The sequence below is a fragment of the Bartonella sp. AS69XJJH genome (assembly GCF_042195585.1).
In the GTDB taxonomy this organism is placed as follows: Bacteria; Pseudomonadota; Alphaproteobacteria; order Rhizobiales; family Rhizobiaceae; genus Bartonella.
This window is the reverse complement of the sequence record NZ_JBHIOO010000011.1, coordinates 39,453-59,593: the sequence shown is the minus strand read 5'-3', so window position 1 is coordinate 59,593 and position 20,141 is coordinate 39,453. Positions and strand designations below refer to the sequence as shown.

At 38.2% G+C, this 20,141-nt stretch carries 20 protein-coding genes; 11 read left to right on the top strand and 9 right to left on the bottom strand.

Going from position 1 to position 20,141, the window contains the following annotated elements:
- The first annotated feature begins 364 nt into the window (after window positions 1-364).
- Window positions 365-1,156 (top strand): BA14K family protein, encoded by a 792-nt coding sequence (locus ACFIK6_RS06500; RefSeq protein WP_375677475.1) that lies wholly within the window; start codon window positions 365-367, stop codon window positions 1,154-1,156.
- Window positions 1,157-1,224: 68 nt separating this feature from the next.
- On the opposite strand, the gene ACFIK6_RS06495 is transcribed toward ACFIK6_RS06500, so the two are convergent.
- Window positions 1,225-1,875 (bottom strand): MBL fold metallo-hydrolase, encoded by a 651-nt coding sequence (locus ACFIK6_RS06495; protein WP_375642231.1) that lies wholly within the window; start codon window positions 1,873-1,875, stop codon window positions 1,225-1,227.
- 142 nt (window positions 1,876-2,017) lie between these two features.
- Here ACFIK6_RS06495 and ACFIK6_RS06490 point away from each other — a divergent pair, with 142 nt between their 5' ends.
- Together ACFIK6_RS06490 and ACFIK6_RS06485 are read left to right on the top strand one after the other, a co-directional pair.
- Complete coding sequence (locus ACFIK6_RS06490; protein ID WP_375642232.1) at window positions 2,018-2,722, top strand: response regulator; 705 nt, start codon at window positions 2,018-2,020, stop codon at window positions 2,720-2,722.
- An 8-nt stretch (window positions 2,723-2,730) separates the two neighbouring features.
- Window positions 2,731-4,071 carry an ATP-binding protein gene (locus ACFIK6_RS06485; protein WP_375642233.1) on the top strand — a complete coding sequence of 447 codons (1,341 nt, stop codon included), beginning with the start codon at window positions 2,731-2,733 and terminating at the stop codon, window positions 4,069-4,071.
- Window positions 4,072-4,116: 45 nt separating this feature from the next.
- On the opposite strand, the gene ACFIK6_RS06480 is transcribed toward ACFIK6_RS06485, so the two are convergent.
- Together ACFIK6_RS06480 and ACFIK6_RS06475 are read right to left on the bottom strand one after the other, a co-directional pair.
- Complete coding sequence (locus tag ACFIK6_RS06480; RefSeq protein WP_375642234.1) at window positions 4,117-4,617, bottom strand: YbjN domain-containing protein; 501 nt, start codon at window positions 4,615-4,617, stop codon at window positions 4,117-4,119.
- A 407-nt stretch (window positions 4,618-5,024) separates the two neighbouring features.
- The gene (locus ACFIK6_RS06475; protein ID WP_273724124.1) at window positions 5,025-5,270 is read right to left on the bottom strand and encodes an accessory factor UbiK family protein; all 246 of its coding nucleotides are present in this window, start codon (window positions 5,268-5,270) and stop codon (window positions 5,025-5,027) included.
- Window positions 5,271-5,576: 306 nt separating this feature from the next.
- On the opposite strand from ACFIK6_RS06475, the gene lgt reads away from it, so the two are divergent.
- The 4 genes from lgt to ACFIK6_RS06455 all read left to right on the top strand — a co-directional run bounded on the left by lgt (window position 5,577) and on the right by ACFIK6_RS06455 (window position 9,807).
- Window positions 5,577-6,455, top strand: coding sequence for a prolipoprotein diacylglyceryl transferase (lgt, locus tag ACFIK6_RS06470; protein WP_375642235.1), 879 nt, complete (start codon window positions 5,577-5,579; stop codon window positions 6,453-6,455).
- Entirely contained in the window at window positions 6,430-7,509 is a 1,080-nt protein-coding gene (locus tag ACFIK6_RS06465; RefSeq protein WP_375642236.1) for a class I SAM-dependent methyltransferase, read from the top strand. Before lgt ends, ACFIK6_RS06465 begins: the two co-directional genes overlap by 26 nt.
- 98 nt (window positions 7,510-7,607) lie before the next feature.
- The gene (gene pgeF, locus ACFIK6_RS06460) at window positions 7,608-8,399 is read left to right on the top strand and encodes a peptidoglycan editing factor PgeF (protein WP_375642237.1); all 792 of its coding nucleotides are present in this window, start codon (window positions 7,608-7,610) and stop codon (window positions 8,397-8,399) included.
- Window positions 8,400-8,874: 475 nt separating this feature from the next.
- Window positions 8,875-9,807 (top strand): ribose-phosphate pyrophosphokinase, encoded by a 933-nt coding sequence (locus tag ACFIK6_RS06455; protein ID WP_375642238.1) that lies wholly within the window; start codon window positions 8,875-8,877, stop codon window positions 9,805-9,807.
- Here the strand turns inward: ACFIK6_RS06455 and ACFIK6_RS06450 are convergent.
- Window positions 9,804-11,303, bottom strand: coding sequence for a helicase HerA domain-containing protein (locus ACFIK6_RS06450; protein ID WP_375642239.1), 1,500 nt, complete (start codon window positions 11,301-11,303; stop codon window positions 9,804-9,806). The genes ACFIK6_RS06455 and ACFIK6_RS06450 overlap by 4 nt on opposite strands.
- Window positions 11,304-11,595: 292 nt before the next feature.
- On the opposite strand from ACFIK6_RS06450, the gene ACFIK6_RS06445 reads away from it, so the two are divergent.
- A complete protein-coding gene (locus ACFIK6_RS06445) occupies window positions 11,596-12,225 on the top strand; it encodes a 50S ribosomal protein L25/general stress protein Ctc (RefSeq protein WP_375642240.1) in 630 nt (209 codons plus the stop codon).
- Window positions 12,226-12,301: 76 nt separating this feature from the next.
- Complete coding sequence (pth, locus tag ACFIK6_RS06440; protein ID WP_375642241.1) at window positions 12,302-12,883, top strand: aminoacyl-tRNA hydrolase; 582 nt, start codon at window positions 12,302-12,304, stop codon at window positions 12,881-12,883.
- A gap of 365 nt (window positions 12,884-13,248) precedes the next feature.
- On the opposite strand, the gene ACFIK6_RS06435 is transcribed toward pth, so the two are convergent.
- On the bottom strand, window positions 13,249-13,992 hold the full coding sequence (locus ACFIK6_RS06435; protein WP_375642242.1) for a L,D-transpeptidase: 744 nt from the start codon (window positions 13,990-13,992) through the stop codon (window positions 13,249-13,251).
- Window positions 13,993-14,258: 266 nt separating this feature from the next.
- Here ACFIK6_RS06435 and ychF point away from each other — a divergent pair, with 266 nt between their 5' ends.
- Entirely contained in the window at window positions 14,259-15,362 is a 1,104-nt protein-coding gene (gene ychF, locus ACFIK6_RS06430; protein WP_375642243.1) for a redox-regulated ATPase YchF, read from the top strand.
- Between the two features lie 156 nt (window positions 15,363-15,518).
- Here the strand turns inward: ychF and ACFIK6_RS06425 are convergent, their stop codons facing one another.
- The 4 genes from ACFIK6_RS06425 to petA all read right to left on the bottom strand — a co-directional run bounded on the left by ACFIK6_RS06425 (window position 15,519) and on the right by petA (window position 18,769).
- Window positions 15,519-15,959 carry a PRC-barrel domain-containing protein gene (locus tag ACFIK6_RS06425; RefSeq protein WP_012754882.1) on the bottom strand — a complete coding sequence of 147 codons (441 nt, stop codon included), beginning with the start codon at window positions 15,957-15,959 and terminating at the stop codon, window positions 15,519-15,521.
- Between the two features lie 110 nt (window positions 15,960-16,069).
- The gene (locus ACFIK6_RS06420) at window positions 16,070-16,966 is read right to left on the bottom strand and encodes a cytochrome c1 (RefSeq protein ID WP_375642244.1); all 897 of its coding nucleotides are present in this window, start codon (window positions 16,964-16,966) and stop codon (window positions 16,070-16,072) included.
- Complete coding sequence (locus ACFIK6_RS06415) at window positions 16,960-18,216, bottom strand: cytochrome bc complex cytochrome b subunit (protein ID WP_375642245.1); 1,257 nt, start codon at window positions 18,214-18,216, stop codon at window positions 16,960-16,962. Before ACFIK6_RS06415 ends, ACFIK6_RS06420 begins: the two co-directional genes overlap by 7 nt.
- Window positions 18,217-18,220: 4 nt before the next feature.
- Entirely contained in the window at window positions 18,221-18,769 is a 549-nt protein-coding gene (petA, locus tag ACFIK6_RS06410; protein ID WP_375642246.1) for a ubiquinol-cytochrome c reductase iron-sulfur subunit, read from the bottom strand.
- A 719-nt stretch (window positions 18,770-19,488) separates the two neighbouring features.
- Between petA and ACFIK6_RS06405 the strand changes: the two genes are divergently transcribed.
- Window positions 19,489-19,965, top strand: coding sequence for a tRNA (cytidine(34)-2'-O)-methyltransferase (locus ACFIK6_RS06405; RefSeq protein ID WP_375642247.1), 477 nt, complete (start codon window positions 19,489-19,491; stop codon window positions 19,963-19,965).
- Window positions 19,966-20,141 lie beyond the last annotated feature (176 nt).

Sequence of the window (20,141 nt, the reverse complement as noted above, 5' to 3'; positions counted from 1 at the left end):
AAAGTAAAACAAGACTTTATCATAGTATCATAAGCCTATGATAAAAAATGATAACTTTTATTCATACATCTATTGTTCAATTCATATTGTATCAAGTGATACAAAAAGTATCCCTAAATAAAGAGTTTATAACCTATAGTAAAAAATCATGTACTTTCAATACAAACTTATTAATTAACCTCAAGCAGAGTACATTAATTGAAATAAAAATTCTGTCATGATTTTATTTTACTTTATCTGCAATAGGTTTAACTAAATGAATTTTTATTTTTCTTGTCACAATAAAGTCTAAAATTGTTCAGGCTCTATTCAGTTTGAAACGTGTAGGATGTGAAAAATATGAATTTACACAAGGAGCATCATGATGAAAAAGATGATCAGGTTAGCGGTATTATCAGCAATGTCAACGGCAACCGTTTTGATATCGCTAAATGCAACGCTTGCGGATATGACATGGTATCATAGTAACTCTATCTCGAGAGAAATAGATGATATGATGAGGAAGATGCGTAAAGAAAGATATGATGCAACAAGGGAAATTGATAAGGAAATTGATGATATCTGGCGTTCCAGTTCGTCTCGCTCCCATTGTTCTGATAGCAAAAATGTCTGTCATTCTGATGATTTCCAAAAGTTTGTTGATGATTTCCAAAAGCGTTTTGATGACGACAGAAAAAGTTTTAAAGCCAAACATGAAAGGTTTGTAGCCGAACATAATAAGACGGAACAACAACAACAACAACATCATCATCATCATCATTATTATTATCATGTTGCAAACAAAACATATCATCACATTGAGCGCAAAAAGACAAAACGCAGTAATATTCATATAGACAACTCAGGAGATGGTTTAGCAGTGGGTATTCTTGGTCTTGCAGCAGGTACGATTCTTGGTACAGTTTTACAAAAACCAGAACAGCCACAAGTGGTTTATCAAATAGTACCACAAAATCAGGTGATTTATCGAGAAGTTCCGCAAAATCAAAGGATATATCAAGTGCAGCAAACGGTGGAATATGAGCCACTCCAGCAATCATCAGAATCTGATTGGCTTAACTATTGCAAGAAAAAATACCGTTCCTTCAACGCTAAAACAGGAACTTTTCGAGACCGCAATGGTTTGGAACACGTTTGTTATGCCCCAATAAATTAACTTCTATTCCGTCCTACTAAAAAAATCTTACATGGCAAAAAAACGCTTCAAAGCGTTTTTTTGTTTGCTCATATATTAAAATCTTGAAGAAAAGGATTATGTTGGCGCTCATAGCCTATGCTACTTTTGGGCCCATGCCCACAGATAAAACAAACATCATCGCCTAAGGGCAAAACTTTTTCTCGCAGAGATTGCATCAATTTTTCATGAGAACAGAAGGGGAAATCAGTGCGTCCAATAGAACCGCGAAAGAGCACATCACCCAAGATGGCTAAACGCTCTTTTTCATTGAAATAAATAACATGACCAGGGGAATGTCCTGGGGTGTGAAAAACCTTAAATACATGTCCAGAAAAATGAACGCACTCACCATCTTCTAACCATTGGTCAGGAATACAGTTGCAAGCATCAATGATGCCGTAATTTTTTGCACTGTCGCTCACGGCATCCATCACAGGCTTATCATCGCGATGTGAACCGATAATTTTTACATTAAGCGCTTCTTTCACTTGCATTGCTGCTCCCACATGATCAAAATGACCATGTGTTATCCAAATAGCTTCAACGATAACACCATTCTTTTCGATTATGTCTTGAATCCGCGGCCAATCACCACCAGGATCAACGAGAACCCCCGTTTTACACTCACTATCAAAAAGCAAAGTGCAATTTTGTTGGAATGTCGTAACTGGAATAATATGTATATTAAGACTACCCATAATATCCTTTTCAAAAGTCACTTTTTTAAATTTATAAATAGAACTTTCTCTCCTTTAAGATAAAGGTGCTGCTCGACAGCTTTATACAACTTATGTAAACTTGCATTTTATGTAAACTAAATTTTTGTCAAGGTTTTTAAGAATGACCAATCACGTTCAAGTTTTGTGTGATGACGCACCTCACCTTCTTGTGATTGATGACGATACACGTATTCGCAATCTTTTATTTCAGTTTCTCATTAAAAATGGATTTCGTGTTTCAGTTTCAGCCAATGCTAATGAAGCAAGACGACTGTTGGCAAGTTTAGATTTTGATCTTCTTATTGTTGATGTCATGATGCCTGGAGAAAACGGTATTGATCTTACTCATTCATTCCGCCAAACAAAAGATGTTCCTATTTTAATGCTAACAGCTTTATCAGAAATAGATAATCGTATCCGTGGATTAGAAGCAGGGGCAGATGATTATCTGGCTAAGCCGTTTGACCCTCGTGAACTTCTCCTTCGCATCAACGCCATTTTACGACGTGGTTTGCTATCGAACCAGCCTAAAATTGAGCAAATCGTTTTTGGTCCTTATATATTTTCAATTTCACGACGCGAACTCAAAAAAGGAGGAGAAATTATTAAATTAACAGATAAAGAACAAGAAATGATGGTCATTTTTGCCGAAAATGCAGGCGATACAATTCCGCGCCATAAATTCGCGACCGATGACAGTAATATAAGTGAACGTGCCATTGATGTGCAGATCAACCGCCTTCGTCGTAAGATCGAAAAAAACCCAGCTCTGCCTATATGGCTCCAAACCGTGCGAGGAATAGGGTATAAACTCTCTATTGAATAGGCACCAGAATGATCAAACCTTTAAGATTTTTTCTTCGATGGTTAACAAAAAAAATGCCTAAACGGCTTTATGCTCGCTCTTTAATCATTATTATCGCGCCCATGGTACTTCTGCAAACGGTCATTGCTTATGTCTTTATGGAACGCCATTGGCAAATGGTAACCGAGCGTCTTTCAACGGCTGTCGTGCATGATATTTCAGCCATTATTGATATTCTTGAAACATATCCACAACAAGATAACTATGAAGATATTAAGCGTATTGCACAACAACGCATGGGATTAAACATTTCTATTCTATCTCCTACTTCCTTACCCCCTCCTGGACCTAAGCCATTTTTTGCAATTCTTGACTATTTTTTAAGTGAAGAAATCACCCGCCAAATTAACCGTCCCTTCTGGATCGATACCGTAGGAGATTCTGATCTTGTTGAAATCCGTATCCACCTTGGTCACAACATCTTACGCGTCTTTGCTCCACGCAGCCAAGCCTACGCTTCCAATACTGCTATTTTTTTAAGCTGGATGGTAGGAACAGCTCTTGTTTTATTGCTGATAGCAATTTACTTTTTGCGCAATCAAATCAAACCGATTCAACAATTGGCTGAAGCAGCAGAAAGCTTTGGACGCGGTCGTCCTTTACCAAAAGGATTTCAACCACAAGGAGCTGAAGAAGTTCGTCGTGCAGGCATCGCTTTTGTACGCATGCGTGAACGTATTGAACGCCAAATTGAACAACGTACCATGATGCTCTCAGGGGTAAGTCACGATTTAAGAACCATTCTTACACGTTTTAAACTTCAGCTAGCATTAGTAAATACTGACTTTGATATTAAACCGCTTGAGCAAGATGTAAGTGACATGCAAAATATGTTAGAAGATTATCTTGCTTTTGCTCGTGGTGAAGGAAGTGAAAGTGTCAAGACTTTTGATTTAAATGCTCTTATGCAAAAATTCTCCGCCGATGCTCATCTCCACAAACGTCAATTTTCTTACACCATTGAAGGTCCTACAGAAATACAAGTACGTCCCCGTGCTTTCACACGCTTGGTCAGCAATCTTGTATCAAATGCATTTTGTTACGGCACGACCGTTAAACTAACAGCTAACTCTCAACAAGAATCTTTTATATTGATCATCGATGATAATGGACCTGGAATTCATGCAAATATGCGCACAGAAGTTTTTAAGCCATTCTTTCGACTTGATAAAGCGCGAAATCAAGATGCAAGTGGAACAGGACTTGGTCTTTCTATTGCTCAAGACATAGCACGCAGCCATGGTGGTAATATACAATTAGATGAGAGCCCACTCGGGGGGTTACGCGCTATTCTTGATATCCCCCTATGAGCAATATTTCAGCAAACCGTCTGTAAAAATAACAGACTGTATATTTTAGGCATTCCCTACAGTTTCAAACAAAGTATACTGCAGTGCCTTGTAAGCACTTTCTCCCGACAAAGCAACCATCTGAAATGCAACATAATGGCTTTCACAGACTTTAAGTGCATGTATCAACAATGTTTCAACCTGTATATGAGATGGATGCATCCCACCAGCCAAAAGAAGACCCTGCCGATAAATAACTGAATTATTCCCTTGCCAGTAATCAAAATGTCCCAACAACAACTTTTCATTAATTGCTAGCAATAAGCGCTGTATTTCAGCTGTTCGAGCATTCTTAATAGAGAGATCAAACGAACAAGCCAAATGAAGTGCTTCATGCTCTTCCATCCATGAAAAAGCAAGACGATAGTTTGCGCGTTTTCCTTCCACACAAACGCTAATTTCATCTTGCGCATCCCGCTCAAATGACCAATCATATTCGCAAGCAATCTGTTCAATAAAGTCAACAGGGTGCTCTTTTCTTTCTGTGGCGCAAAATGCAAGCCTCATCACAATCCTCAATCATCTTAAAACATTGTCAACAGAATATAAACCGTCTAAACTGTAACAATATTTTGCTACAATCAGAACCTTTACACCAAACAAAATACACATAAAAACATCGACTGTACACAAACACCCAGAACACAATCGCGCTGTTTAGGGCAACCTGATAGTCATAAAACGAATCATCAAGTCTTTTCAGTGTATTGATACAATTTCATAGCGCCAGCCCCCCTGATTCAAAAAAATGTATTTTACCCAAAAAAAAAATAAAAAATAAACAAATGCTCCGCTCTAACAGACTCAAGATTAAGCATTTTTTAGTTTCACGCATCATATTGAAAACTTGGGGATATTTCTTTGAAAATTCTTTTTTAAGAACCTATTGTACTTTTTTGTGTCTGCGTTCTTTTTCAATCATCTTTTTCTAAATCATCAAGGCGCCTTTTCAAATCAGCATTATCAGCATGGATTTTCAGCACCATCTCCTTAAAAGTCTCAAACTCTTCGCGAGAAACAAGATCAAGTTTGTTTGCTATCTTTTCAGCCTGCACACGAAAAGCTGTTCCAGCTTCACGTCGTATACCTTGCGCGACGTCAGCAGCATCTGTTGCTAATTTTGCTAATTCATCAAGAATACGATTTGATCCATTACGCATAACATTTTTCCTTAAATTTTAATTATTGACGCACGCATTATAGCGTATTCTCATAACATTTAGATACTGTAATTTGTTCCTTTTACCCTATAATTTTACACACTGTACCGATTTTTCATGACGGTTTTGTTTAAGATTTTTTAATATTTCTTTTATCACCATATTTTTTACCGCGATAAACCAGTGGAAATCTATCCCCCTTTCTGACTAGCCTCCCTACTGACTTGACCATTGTGCATTCATCTGTCATTTCTGACTACCAGAGTCACTTCATATTCATCTCGTATAATGTAAAATGCTTAACTCATGAACAATCTGTCTTGTCCAGCCATTGCTTTTCCGTCTTTTCTTGATCCTGTCATTATCCAGCTAGGTCCCATAGCACTTCATTGGTATGGACTCGGTTACGTGGTGGGTATTCTTTTTGCTTGGTGGTATGCGCAAAAATTATTAAAAAAAACATCTCTATGGTATAGAGACCGCCCTCCTATGGATAAAGAAAAGATCGGAGATTTTGTTGTCTGGTCTGCTATAAGTGTTGTTGTCGGAGGGCGTTTAGGACAAGTTCTTGTATGGGATCCAATTTACTATCTTAACCATCCAAGTGCTATCATTGCCGTATGGGATGGGGGAATGTCCTTTCATGGCGGACTTATTGGTATTATCATTGCTATGATTTGGTTTGCTCGTAAAAATCATATTAACATACGAGCCATGTTTGATATCATTGCTGCAGGTGCTCCTATTGGTATCGGCATTGTACGAATTTGCAACTTCATCAACCAAGAGTTATGGGGCAATATTACTACACGTCCTTGGGCGGTTTGTTTTCCTCTCGATCCTCATTATCTACCGCGCCATCCAAGCCAGCTTTACGAAGCATTCATGGAAGGATTTCTTCTCTTCATCATCCTTTGCCTTCTTATTTTGGGGTTCAAAGCATTAAAACGCCCTGGAGCTGTTGCGGGAACATTTATTATAGGCTACGCAATAGCACGCAGCATTTCTGAAGTTTACCGTGCGCCTCAAGAAGATCCGGAATGGTTTTCGACTCTTTTCCATTCTACTGGTTTTACCTATGGCATGGCTTTATCTCTTCCCATGCTTCTTTTAGGGTTTTATCTTCTTCTCCACGCCTTTAAATATAAATCGACAGAAAATGGTCAATCTAAAAGAAAGAATTAAAGAAATTATTGCCCTTAATGGACCGATCACTGTTAGCCAATATATGACGTTGGCACTTACAGACCCTCAATTTGGTTATTATCAAACACAAACACCTTTTGGACGTGCTGGTGATTTCATTACAGCACCTGAAATAAGCCAATTATTTGGAGAGATGATTGGCATTTGGACTCTCGCAAGCTGGAATGCTCATGGTTGTCCTCACCCTTTTATCCTCGCTGAAATAGGTCCAGGACGTGGAACTCTCATGGATGATGTTTTGCGTACCATTCAAAAATTATCCACGACAGCATTTAATGCTGCTGAAATTTTTCTGATCGAAATAAGCAAAAAACTCGCAAAAGAACAAAAAAAGCGCCTTTGCTCTTATCAAAAACAAATCCACAGCGTTGAAAATTTTAATCAAATTCCTTCAAAACCACTCTTCCTCATTGCTAATGAATTTCTCGATACACTCCCTATCAACCAATATATTAAAGTCAATGGAGAATGGAGAGAGCGCTGCATTACAGTCAATCAAAATGGAGATTTCATCTTTGTTTCTACCTCACATAAACTTCCCTCTTCTTGTCTACAAACCTATTGTTCTAAAGTGCCTGACGGAACAATTTTTGAACATGCCCCCTTACGGCATCAATTCATGCAACAAATCAGCCACCATTTAGTGCAAGTGACAGGTTCTGCTTTACTTATCGACTATGGTGCTTGTGAACTTGCCTTTGGTGATACCTTGCAAGCACTGTCAAAACATAGATTTCGTGATGTTTTTGATGCCCCTGGGGAACATGATTTAACATCCCATGTTGATTTTTCTTTTTTAAAAAACATAGCTCTTGAACAAGGTTGTTTTGCTGAAATCTTCGAGCAAGGAGAATTTCTTTTAAAAATGGGGCTGCTGGAACGCGCAAAACAGCTTGGAATTGGTAAAAGTTCTACACTACAAGACAAAATCCGCCAAGACATCGAACGGCTCGCTGGTCCAGATCAAATGGGAAAATTATTTAAAGTTTTACACTTCAGTGATAAAAACATCTCCATACCTCCCCAATTTTGATGATCGGCGCTTTTATTAATATGCACATCATTATCTGAAATATTCATTGACAAATATAACAATCTCCACCACTTCAAATACCCCCATAAGGAACTTTTATGCAATCTATCCCTCATCCCATTCTTGCAAAAAATCTTTCCACTTTACACACCCATGGGATAAAACATGGTTTTTTTACGCGTCAAGGTGGTGTTTCAAAAAGTCTTTACCAAAGCCTTAATGTTGGCCAAAGCTCAAATGATCACCCTGAACATATTGCACAAAACCGCACTTTGGTTGCTCATTATTTTAATGTTGAGGTACAAAATTTAGTCACTGTCAATCAAATACACTCTTGTGAAGTCGTTATCGTTGATAAAGCTTTTATCGGCTCCCCTCCTAAAGCCGATGCTCTCGTTACGACTACAAAAGATCTTGTAATTGGGGTTCTTACAGCAGATTGTGGCCCCATTCTTTTTGCTGATCCACAAGCTGGAGTCATCGCTGCAACTCATGCCGGCTGGCGTGGAAGCTTAAATGGAATTATCGAGAAAACAATTTCTGTTATGGAAAAACAAGGAGCCAAAAGGCAATCAATAACAGCAGCCCTTGGACCTTGTATTGCTCCTTGTCACTATGAAGTAACAAGTGAATTTTACGACCAATTTATTGATTGCCACAGCAAATACCAAAAATATTTTATAAAAACAGACAAAATAAATCACTTTTACTTTAATTTATGGGCATTCATTATAGATCAACTCAAAGAATCAGGCGTTAATGCTTCTTGTGTAGAGCTTTGTACCTATCAAGATGAACCGCGTTTTTTCTCCTATCGCCGTGCAATACACCGCAACGAACCTGATTACGGACGGCAAATTTCTGCTATTATGCTGAAAAACAAAAGATGAGCCCTTTTATGCTTTAAAACCATACCAAAACTGCAAAAATAAACTTTTTATCCAAATGTAAAAATACATCCCATTGTACTTTGATTTTTTCACGAAATCATCTACCAGCCCATAAAATATGGTAGCTTTTTCTCTGAATCATTTTCAATGTTTAGTTATAATGATTGAAGGCAAGATGATACTCCTTATTACTACTCCCCTTTATTCATCTTCAATATGAAACATTCCCAATATTGAAAGTATTTTTTATAAAGTAATAACCAAAAAGCTTAATCAATATGTATTTTTTTGCCGCATGGAGAAAAAACTTTGCTCTAAAAGTAACAAACTTTTGGAAAAAGAGAAAACATACCGCATAGCTCTTTAATAATAATCGATAAAATTGTAAGGCTTTTGTAATTGTTCTCTTGCAATTTAATAAAAAGAAATTAAAAACCGTGTCGCATTCCCACCATAATGATTCAGAGGTTCTACTATGAAACTTTTCTGCGGAAATTCTAATCCACGCCTAGCTGAAGATGTTGCAAATTATTTGAACATCCCCTTAGGCAAAGCAACTGTAAAGCGTTTTGCTGATCAAGAAATTTTCGTAGAACTGCATGAAAATGTACGTGGTCAAGATGTTTTTGTTTTGCAATCTACATCCTATCCCGCAAATGATCATTTGATGGAATTACTCATCATGATTGATGCCCTTCGTCGTTCTTCTGCGCGTCGCATCACAGCGGTAATACCCTATTTTGGCTATGCCCGCCAAGATAGAAAACCAGGACCACGGACTCCCATTTCCGCAAAACTTGTTGCAAATCTGATTACTGAAGCAGGTGCTCATCGCGTTTTAACATTAGATCTTCATGCAGGACAAATTCAAGGTTTTTTTGATATCCCTACGGATAATCTCTATGCTGTTCCTGTCATTTCTCGCGATGTCAAAGTGCATTATTCTCTTGAAAATGTTATCGTTGTTTCACCTGATGTGGGTGGTGTGGTTCGTGCGCGCGCGCTCGCCAAGCGCTTGAACAGTTTGCTCGCTATTGTGGATAAACGTCGCGAAAGCCCCGGTGAATCAGAAGTTATGAATATCATTGGAGATGTATCGGGAAAAGATTGCATTTTGCTTGATGATATTGTTGATTCAGGTGGAACTTTATGCAATGCAGCAAGTGCTCTGCTTAAACATGGTGCCAATAGTGTCACGGCTTATATCACGCACGGTGTTCTTTCTGGTAATGCAATCGAACGAATTAGCAATTCAGAGATGAAAGAATTGGTTATTACAGATTCAATTATGCCAACACAAGCTATTGAGAAAACCCATAATATTCGTGTTTTGCCTATTGCCGACCTTATTGGAGAAGCAATAGCAAGGACGGCAGCGGAACAATCGGTTTCCAGCTTATTTGGTTAAAGTGGTTCCTTGGGATCTCCTGGTGCTGTTTCAACACCAAGATCAGGAAATGCGACAATACGTTGACCACTAAAATGCGTATGAATAACAATAAGACCACGCTCTTCAAAGTAGGTTAAAAGTCGGCGTGCACGGCTTAAAGAATGAGTCCCATAAAGACGTGCTAAAAATGCATCGGATGGACATGGCTTTCCCCCTAATGCGGCCTGTGCCACGTTTAAGAAGACTCCTTGAACATCTTCTTCCAAACTTTCTGATATCTGCAAAATATGTTTCCAATGTTCACTGACAGCCGTTTGTTCATCAACAAAAGCCTGAGCAATAGCCAATTTGCGCCGAAATTGTGAAAGATTAAAAGGAACCTTTGACATACCATGGATACGGCAACGCACTGAAAAATCTTGATAAAGCACCGCTGTTGAACGATAAAAAGCCTCAGAATCCTCAAGAATTTCCCGAATAATATGTTCTGCTTGGCCGTCACGCTCAACATCAAAAAGTTCAGGAAATAAACTCGGGTTTTCTTCCAACAATTCTTGTTTTTTATGCACTACCTCCTCTAACATCTCGTGCATTGATTTTTCCCTCATCGGCTCTCGTGTTTGTTTAAATGGCGTTAAAATTTCCTCTGGTGAAGCAGTAAAAACGAGCTCCTGCACATCATCCCGCTCTGTTGGAAGTGGCATTAATTTAGGGCTAGAAGAGCGTGCCAAAGTTTCAACAGAACCGATAATGATTGGTAAGGGACGTCGTGATAAAGCGGGACCTAAAGCTATAAAATTTCCCCGCTCAAGATCTCTAAACATTTCCGCTTGGCGACGCTCCATTCCCAAAAGATCAGCAGCGCGCACCATATCAATATCTAAAAAAGTCCGCCCTATTAAAAAGTTTGAAGCTTCAGCAGCAACATTTTTGGCCAGCTTAGCCAAACGTTGTGTCGCAATAACACCAGCAAGACCACGTTTACGCCCTCGACACATAAGATTGGTCATAGCACTAAGAGAAATCTTACGTGCTTCATCAGAAACCTCTCCTGCCGCAGTTGGAGCAAACAATTGTGCTTCATCGACAACGACAAGCATAGGATACCAATAATCACGTTCCACATCAAACAGCGCCCCAAGGAAAGCTCCTACAGCACGCATCTGTTGTTCAGTATCCAAACCTTCAAGATTAAATACCACTGAAACCCGATGTTGTCGAATGCGATGGGCAATACGAGTCAATTCTAATTCACTACGTTGAGCCTCTACAATAACATGACCAAATTTATCTGCCAAAGTTACAAAATCGCCTTCTGGATCAATTACACAATGCTGCACCCACTTAGCACTTTGCTCCAAAAGACGGCGTAAAAGATGTGATTTCCCTGAACCGGAATTACCTTGTACAAGAAGGCGTGTCGCCAATAATTCTTCCAGATCAAGAAGTGCTGGCATCGATTTATGCAAAGCACGACTCTCTGATATCTCACCCAAGGCAATCTCAACCTTCATAACATCTCCAGTGTTTGATTTTGAACATATCAGCGCCAGCGCATATTGGTTGATTCTCCATCCATACCGTAATTTGTAACATTTCCTCCTTTTTAACGGTAGAAATCATCGATTTTTCCCACAACTCTTGCATCTATGAATAGTTTGAATTATAGAACAAACTTCTGCGTAGACACCCTTGGAGGCAACGCAGAATGGAGCGATCGCTGTTGGTTAGCGCATATCTTCATATCCATGCAAAAACTATTACTGTTTTTGAAGGATCTCCAATCATGTAAAAAGGACTTAAATTATGAGCAAAAGCTACACTCTTAAGGCCGAAAAACGCGAGCGGGTTGGTAAGGGGTCCTCCCGTGAACTTCGCCGCAACGGTCTTATTCCTGCTGTCATTTATGGTGAAAAACAACCTCCCTTGGCAATAACAGTTCCCTATAAAGAAATTTTCTACAAGATTCATGCCGGTGGCTTTCGTACCACCATTGCAACGATTATTCTTGACAAGCAAAAAATTATGGTTTTGCCTAAAGATTATCAATTAGATCCCGTGCGTGACTTTCCCCTCCATGTAGATTTCTTACGAATTTCAGCAAAATCCGTTGTAGAAGTGAATATTCCTGTCCACTTCCTCAATGAAGATACAGCACCTGGACTTAAAAAGGGTGGTGTTCTCAATATTGTCCGGCACGAAATTGAATGTACTGCTCCAGCAAGTGCTATTCCTGAAGCTATTGAAATTGATCTCTCCAGCTACTCTATTGGTGATTCTATTCACATTTCAGCAGTGCAACTGCCAAAAGATGTGACTCCCATCATCCAAGATCGAGACTTTACCATTGCAACCATTGCAGCTCCTGCTGGCATGGATGTCAGCGATGAAACTTCTGAACAAGAAAATGATGAAGAGAACACGCAAACTTCATAAAACTCAAAAGGCGGAAATTTTTTCCGCCTTAATTTATGAGATATTACCCTTACTCATACTTTGACTGAAGATACACATGTGGCTTATTGCTGGTCTTGGCAATCCTGGTTTACAATATCAAAATAACCGCCATAATATCGGTTTTATGGCTGTTGATGCCATTTATCAGTCCTTCTCTTTTTCTCCATGGTCGAAGAAGTTTCAAGCAGAAATCTCCAATGGTTTTATAAATAATGAGAAAATTTTTCTTATAAAACCACAAACTTTCATGAATCTCTCTGGTCAAGCTATTGGTGAAGCTTTGCGATTTTATAAATTAGATCTGAAGAATTTGATCATCATTTATGATGAGTTAGACCTGTCACCAGGAAAAGTTCGTATAAAAATTGGTGGAGGAAATAATGGGCATAATGGCATTAAGTCTATTGATGCCCATTGTGGTACTGACTATTGTCGTATACGCATAGGAATTGGTCATCCTGGAAGCAAAGAACTTGTTCATCAGCATGTTCTGGGGAATTTTACCAAATCTGATCAAGAATGGTTATCCCCTCTCTTAGAGGCAATTGCAAAAAATATCGCTCTCCTTATAAAAGATGACAAATCCCTCTTTATGAATGAAGTTTCACAAACAATAAAAAACCGCTCCTCTTTATAGAATCCTTCTATAATGTATCGATTTATAATCAATTAATTATTTTGAACGTTGAATAAAAATTTTCAAAATCACAAGGTTCATATCAAATCTGTTGATAATAAAACAATCAAAACCATTGGTTTGCGTGTCACCGTCATGTGGAGCATATAGATAAGAACTCTTGAAAAAAGAAAAAAATGCCTCTTATAAACTTTCTCAAAGGCAAAATATCTATTAGCAACGTGAGAAGCTAAAAAATAGAAATAAGAATACAAGCTTGTGTACACTTTTGAAAAAAAAAGGCTTATCTTCTCTTTTGACAGAAAGAGAAGATTGAACAGAAAACCAAAAGATTCAAACGGCTCTCTCCAATCTTCTCTCCCAAATTAAAAAAAATCATTTGGCTGAATGGTCGACTGTAGCGGATCATAGCCATTTGATTGTTGATTATAAGCTGTAGGAACACTCCTATTGTTTTGCAATACCACAACACGCGAACCAACGGGAACACGATCATAAAGATCAATAATATCTTGATTAAGCAGACGAATACACCCACTTGAAATAGCACGCCCAATTGACCACGATTCGTGTGAGCCATGAATACGGAAAAGTGTATCTTTCCCATTTTTGAACAAATAAAGTGCCCGCGCACCTAATGGATTATCGGGTCCTGGTGGCATTCCTTTCCCAAGATGACCATAACGTTCTGGTTCTCGAGCCATCATAGCTGCAGTAGGAGCCCAATTTGGCCACCGACGCTTGCGCTGTATAACCCCTTCACCTTCAAATGCTAAACCTTCCTTACCGACCCCAATCCCATAACGTAAAGCTTTTCCATTTTCACCAATAAGGTAAAGAAAACACTCTTGCGTATCTACAACCAATGTTCCAGGTGGATAAGATGTATAATAGATCACTTCTTGTCGCCAAAACTTTGGATCAATTTTCGCAAGATCAACAGCTGGTAATGAATAAGTCTCATTCGTTACAGGACCGTACAAAGCCTGTATTTCTGGTGGAATGTATCGAACTTGTTGAAAAGGAACCGATGACATATCTGACTGATGTGTAGCACATCCAGCCAAAGCTAAAAGTGCTGCAATTAAAAAGGCACAACGAGATAACACTCTTCTATTTTCTCCGATTAATTATTTATGCAGATTTGCATACCATGAAAAACTTAGCACAATATTAACATTAATTTGAAGTTTTCTTATCCTTGAAACTAAGGAGAGCATTAAGATAAGAAAAACTAAGGTAAAAAAAAAGATTACCTGTTACTTTAGACTTTTTTCTCACTTATCGCAATACAAAGACTATAACTCTTCTGAAAATATGCTATAAAAAAGAAGCTTTATCTGAACTATAAAATCAAAAGAAAAGAAAGACTCTCATGGGCTTTAAATGCGGTATTGTCGGATTACCTAATGTTGGGAAATCAACTCTTTTTAATGCATTGACAAAAACAGCCACTGCACAGGCTGCCAATTATCCTTTTTGTACCATTGAACCCAATACCGGTGAAGTTGCTGTTCCAGATTTACGAATGGAAAAAATTGCATCAATCGCTGGTTCAAAAGAAATCATTCCTACACGTATTAACTTCGTCGATATTGCGGGGCTTGTACGAGGAGCTTCAAAAGGCGAAGGTTTAGGAAACAAATTTTTAGCCAATATTCGCGAAGTCGATGCCATTGTCCACGTTTTACGCTGTTTTCAAAATGAAGATATTACCCATGTAGAGGGACATATTGATCCCGTTTGTGATGCGACAACGGTTGAAACCGAACTCATGCTTGCGGATCTTGAAAGTCTTGAGAGACGAATCATACAAATCCGTAAACGAGCAACCGGAAAAGACAAAGAAGCTCTCACAATTTTACCCATTATGGAAAAAGCATTAAACATACTGCAACAGGGAAACCCTGTCCGATTATTACTCAAAGATATCTCTTCCGATGAACACTACATTCTTAAAAGTTTGAATCTTTTAACCTCCAAGCCTGTACTTTATGTTTGTAATGTAAGCGAAAATGACGCCGCTCATGGAAATAGCTTTACCCAAACAGTTGAAAAAATGGCAACAGAGCAAAATGCACAAAGCATTATCATTTCTGCTTCTATCGAAGCGGAAATCACACAACTGAGTGATGCTGAAGCATCAGAATATCTCAATGCTCTAGGACTCTTTGAACCGAGTCTCAATCGCCTCATTCGCGCTGGTTACCATTTACTTGATCTCATTACTTACTTCACCTGTGGGCCTAAGGAAACACGAGCATGGACAATTACGCGTGGTACAAAAGCTCCCCAAGCAGCTGGCGTTATTCACTCAGATTTTGAGCGTGGTTTCATTCGTGCCCAAACCATCAGCTACAATGACTATATTGCTCTGGGTGGAGAAAGCGGTGCAAAAGAAGCAGGAAAAGCCCGCGATGAAGGAAAAGAATACATTGTGCAAGATGGCGATGTCATGTTATTTAAACATAATACTTAAATCTTCACTCTGTCTTAATAGTTTATCTTGAAAGCTTTTTAATAGCTTCTTGGAATCTTGTCGCAAAAACTCCCAAGAGTTTTTTGAACAAAAACCGTTGCTAGCATATGATTATGATAGCAACAGTTTTATCCATTAAAGAATGGAAATATAAAATTAGCGCGTCCAACGCCCTTCGTATTTAAATGTTGGAGCGTCCTTTAAAGAATCCTTTGTCGCATTTGTAATGAGTTTCCATTTACCATAATCATTTGTCATCTGGATTGTTTCTGGAGAAACGACCACATAACTCTCCCCTATGCCAAGAAAACCACCAACAGCCACAACAAACCCTGCAATATTATTTTCACGTAAAATAATATCTTTTACTTCACCAATATTTTCATCTTCTATATTATATACATTGGCGCCTATAAGGCTGGAAGCAACAAAATCCGTTGCTAAAGGTGTCACATAACGCACAGACTTATCTACCCCCACCTGTACAATACCCGTCGAAGAGATCATTTCAGGTTTTGAAGGCACTTCAAAAGACTGAGCGTAAGTACTAGAAACCATCAAAATTGACATAAGAGTAGTACATGCAATTTTTTTCATTTTAACATCTCCGTTTTTACTTTGCTTTTACTTTACAAAACCTCAATGCATCATAAAAAGATTTGTTCCTTATGCTCTTTATACTCTATACTCTTTCAAGCCTTGTCGCTTTACCCTTTTCTCTTTATTTCGTCTTTTATTTCTTTCTCTAACTCTTCTTCTAAACCACACCAAATACGATTTTTTAAAATATAAACAAGCCCTGCAAAAATGATTAAAAATAAAATAACACGAAAACCGGTTTTTTTACGAATTTCCATATGAGGGTCGGCAGCCCACATCAAAAAAGCAGAAACATCACGCGCATAATGTTCAATGATTTCTGGGGTTCCATCTTCATAAGCAACCATACCATCACTCAAAGGAGGAGCCATAGTTAAAGAATTGCCGGCAATAAAATAAGGATTATACCAATAACCATTCGCAATTTTTATCTCCTTCGGTGCCTTCTGATATCCTGTTAAAAGAGCCGTAATATAATCTGGACCGGCTGTGTCATAATGAGTCAATACATCAGTAATTAAAGCAGGAAACGGCAAAGATACCCCACGTGCACGTGCCATCAATGACAAATCTGGAGGATAAGCACTATTCAAAATAAATCTTGCTTCTTCTTCATGTGCAAAGGGAGAAGGAAAATAATCTGCTGCAACCCCAGCACGTTTTAAAAAATTTCCTTCTCGATTAGGACCATCGCGCACTTCATATTGCCCCGCCAAAGCTTTAATCTGTTCTTGATCATACCCAAGAGCTTTTAAATTGCGAAAAGCCACATACTTTAGTCCATGACAGCTGGAACAAACTTGTTTATAAACCTTTAATCCACGCCTCAATTGCGCCTTATCATAAAGCCCAAATGGACCTGAAAAACTCCATTCTTGTTTTTTAGGAATCCGTAAAGGAAGAGAAGTTAATCCCTCCCCCTGATCAGAGGCATCTCTCGCTAAACTCTGAGCAGAAAAGCTCATAGCAACGATAACAATTATTCCGACAAAAACATTTACCATAGTCTCTTTTTTTTCTGTTTTAAATCTTGCATAATTGAAGAAGGAAGAGAACAATTTTTTTCAAACGCTGGCAAAATCGGCAAAATAACCAAAAAAAATATAAAATAATAAACCGTAGCCAATTGCGTCCATAAAAGAATTTTGTCACTTATTTCTCTTGACCCCAACCAACCAAGAAAAACGACATCAATAATCAACGCCCAAAAGAAAATTTTATAAACAGGTCGATATCTTGCTGAACATATTTTAGAGCGGTCTAACCATGGCACAAAAATTAAAATACAAATCGAACTGACGAATAAAAAAAAGCCAACAAAAGTTGAAGGGAAAAAAACAATATCAAAAGTTATAGCACGAAACATCGCATAAAAAGGCAAAAAATACCATTCTGGGACAACACGAAGAGGTGCTTTTAAAGGATCTGCCACGCTATAATTTTCAGCCTGCACCATATAATCGGGCATATAAAACAAAAACCAGGCAAAGAAGATCAGAAAAACAGTAATAGCAAACATATCTTTGATAAGCGCATAAGGCGAAAATGGAACCGTTTCCTTATCTGATTGTATAGCAAGACCCGTTGGATTGCCTTGCCCAACACAGTGGATTGCCCAAATATGCAGCCCCACAAAAAGAAGCAAAACAAATGATAAAACATAATGGAAAACATAAAAACGATTCAACGTTGGTTGTCCTACGCCATAACCACCCAGAAGGGTCTCATGCAACCATGTCCCCACCAAAGGTATCGTTTTTAAAAGCCCTGCAATCACTGAAGCCGCTGAAATAGACATCATCCCCCAAACAAGCACATAACCAAAAAATGCTATTGCCATCATGATGATGTAAATAAAAATACCTGTAATCCACACCATTTCTCGCATATTTTTATAAGAACCATAATAAAGTCCACGTGCCAAATGGATATAAACAGCAATAAAAAAAAACGAAGAGCCTACAGAATGCCATGGACGAAAAAGCCAACCAAACTGCCCTTCACGTCGAAATCGTTCACTAGTTTCAAAAGCCAAATTAATATCTGGAACATAATGCATAGCCAAGACAATACCAGTCAAGAGCTGTGATAAAAGCATAATGGTCAAAATACCGCCAAATGTGTAAAAGTAATTAAGATTACGCGGAACAGGAAAGATGACAAATACATTATAAAAAAAACGAAGAAGAGGAAAACGCTTATCAAACCAACGAGCAAGAGCATTTTTAGGACAATAAGGAGGAAACCTTGCCATAACCTTATCCTATTTTGAGCAAAGTATCAGAAAGAAATTGGTAAGGTGGAATAGCCAAATTATAGTTAGCTGGACCTGACCGCACTCTTCCAGCGGTATCATAAACAGACCCATGACAGGGACACAACCATCCTCCAAATTTACCCGATTGCCCAAGTGTTACACAGCCTAGATGCGTACAAAGATTAATAACAATAAGCCAATTTTCACGTCCTTTCCCTGCTGAACGCGCAAAATCTGTTGCTTCTTTTTCACCTTCAAGATTAGGATTGCGTGCTTGACGATCTTTTAGAACACTCAATTCAGTAGCGCGCGCATCAGCAATTTCTCTTGTCGTACGATTTCGAATAACAACAGGCTGTCCTCGCCACTTTACCGTCACCGACATCCCCTCTTCAATACCAGAAAGATCAACCTCAACAGAGGAAGATGCCAAAACAGCTTCATCTGGACGCAACTGACGGATAAAAGGCCACGCAACCGCTCCCATTCCAACCGCTCCTGCAACAGCTGTTACCAAAAACAGAAAATCCCGCCTCGTTTGCTCACCCATGGACTTAACTTAAAGAGATACTTTGCTAAAGCATTCTTCTACCATACCCTCTCCCATTGTACAATGCTTGATCACTCAGTTTCCTCAACCATAAAAACATCCCCGTAAAAAACTCCTGCCATTTGTATGCTTTATACAACAAACTGTTTTATAATGATAATTCATCGTTTTACAGAGTGAATGAAATCCTGAAACACCGTCAATTTCTTTCATTTCAAACCTATTCATATTAATCAATCAAAATTACCCCTCCCTGTGAAAAACGAAGATAGCGTGTAAATAAATACTTCTAAAGAAAGATAGTCTTGTTATGATCCGAGCTCAGTAAATAAGTTGAGCTTATCGGTTATTTCTTTAACACATTTACAGCATCTCTCCCTTCCTCAATTCCAACTGGTTGAATGAGTATTTTTCCGCCTCTGCTTTTGCATAAAAAGTATATTTTGTTGATTTCCATTAAAATGAATGATCTAACCTCTTTAAATATCCCACTTTTCAACATAATGAGCCAATCCATTTCATGGATCGCTCAATAAAAGGAAGTCCCTAATAGAGAGATTCTCTCTTATCCTAAACAAAGCTGTGTACATAACTTTTTCCCTGAAATTTAAAGTGAATAAAAATTAAACGTAAAAAACGTGTATTTCTCAAAGCATATTTTTTGAATAAATTATGGTGCTTCTTTACAAAGTCGAAAGAAAAATCATATTACAGAGAACATGACAATTCATATAGCTCTTTTCCAACCTGATATTGCTGGTAACACTGGAACGATTTTACGTCTTAGCGCTTGCTTTGGTTTACATGTGCACATTATTGAACCCGCAGGCTTTAATCTGTCGGATCGTAATCTCAAACGCGCAGGATTGGATTATCTCGAATATGCTTCCTTAGAACGGCACATTGATTGGCAACATTTTATAAGCTCCATGAAACACTTTGACCGCCGCCTGTTGCTTTTAAGTACAAAAGCAAAAACATGCTATACGCAGATATGCTATCAAAAAAATGATGTTTTACTTTTTGGTCGTGAAACAGCTGGCGTTCCCGATTATGTTTATGAAGCGGCCGATTACACATTGAAAATTCCCATGCAACCACAGGCTCGCTCTCTAAATCTCGCCATGAGCGTAGCCATAACAACAGGAGAAGCATTACGCCAAATTGGTTATCATGAAAGAAACTGTAATCTATAAAAACACAACAATTCTATTAAAATATTTAATAGAACGATAAAAATACATGATATATGGTTTTAAATAATTAAAAAAACCTTTTTTATATAATATATTGAGTGTTTAAAAGCGCATAAAGTTCAATAATACTTTTATAATAATTTACAGAATGCCTAAAAAAACCATAAATTATCACG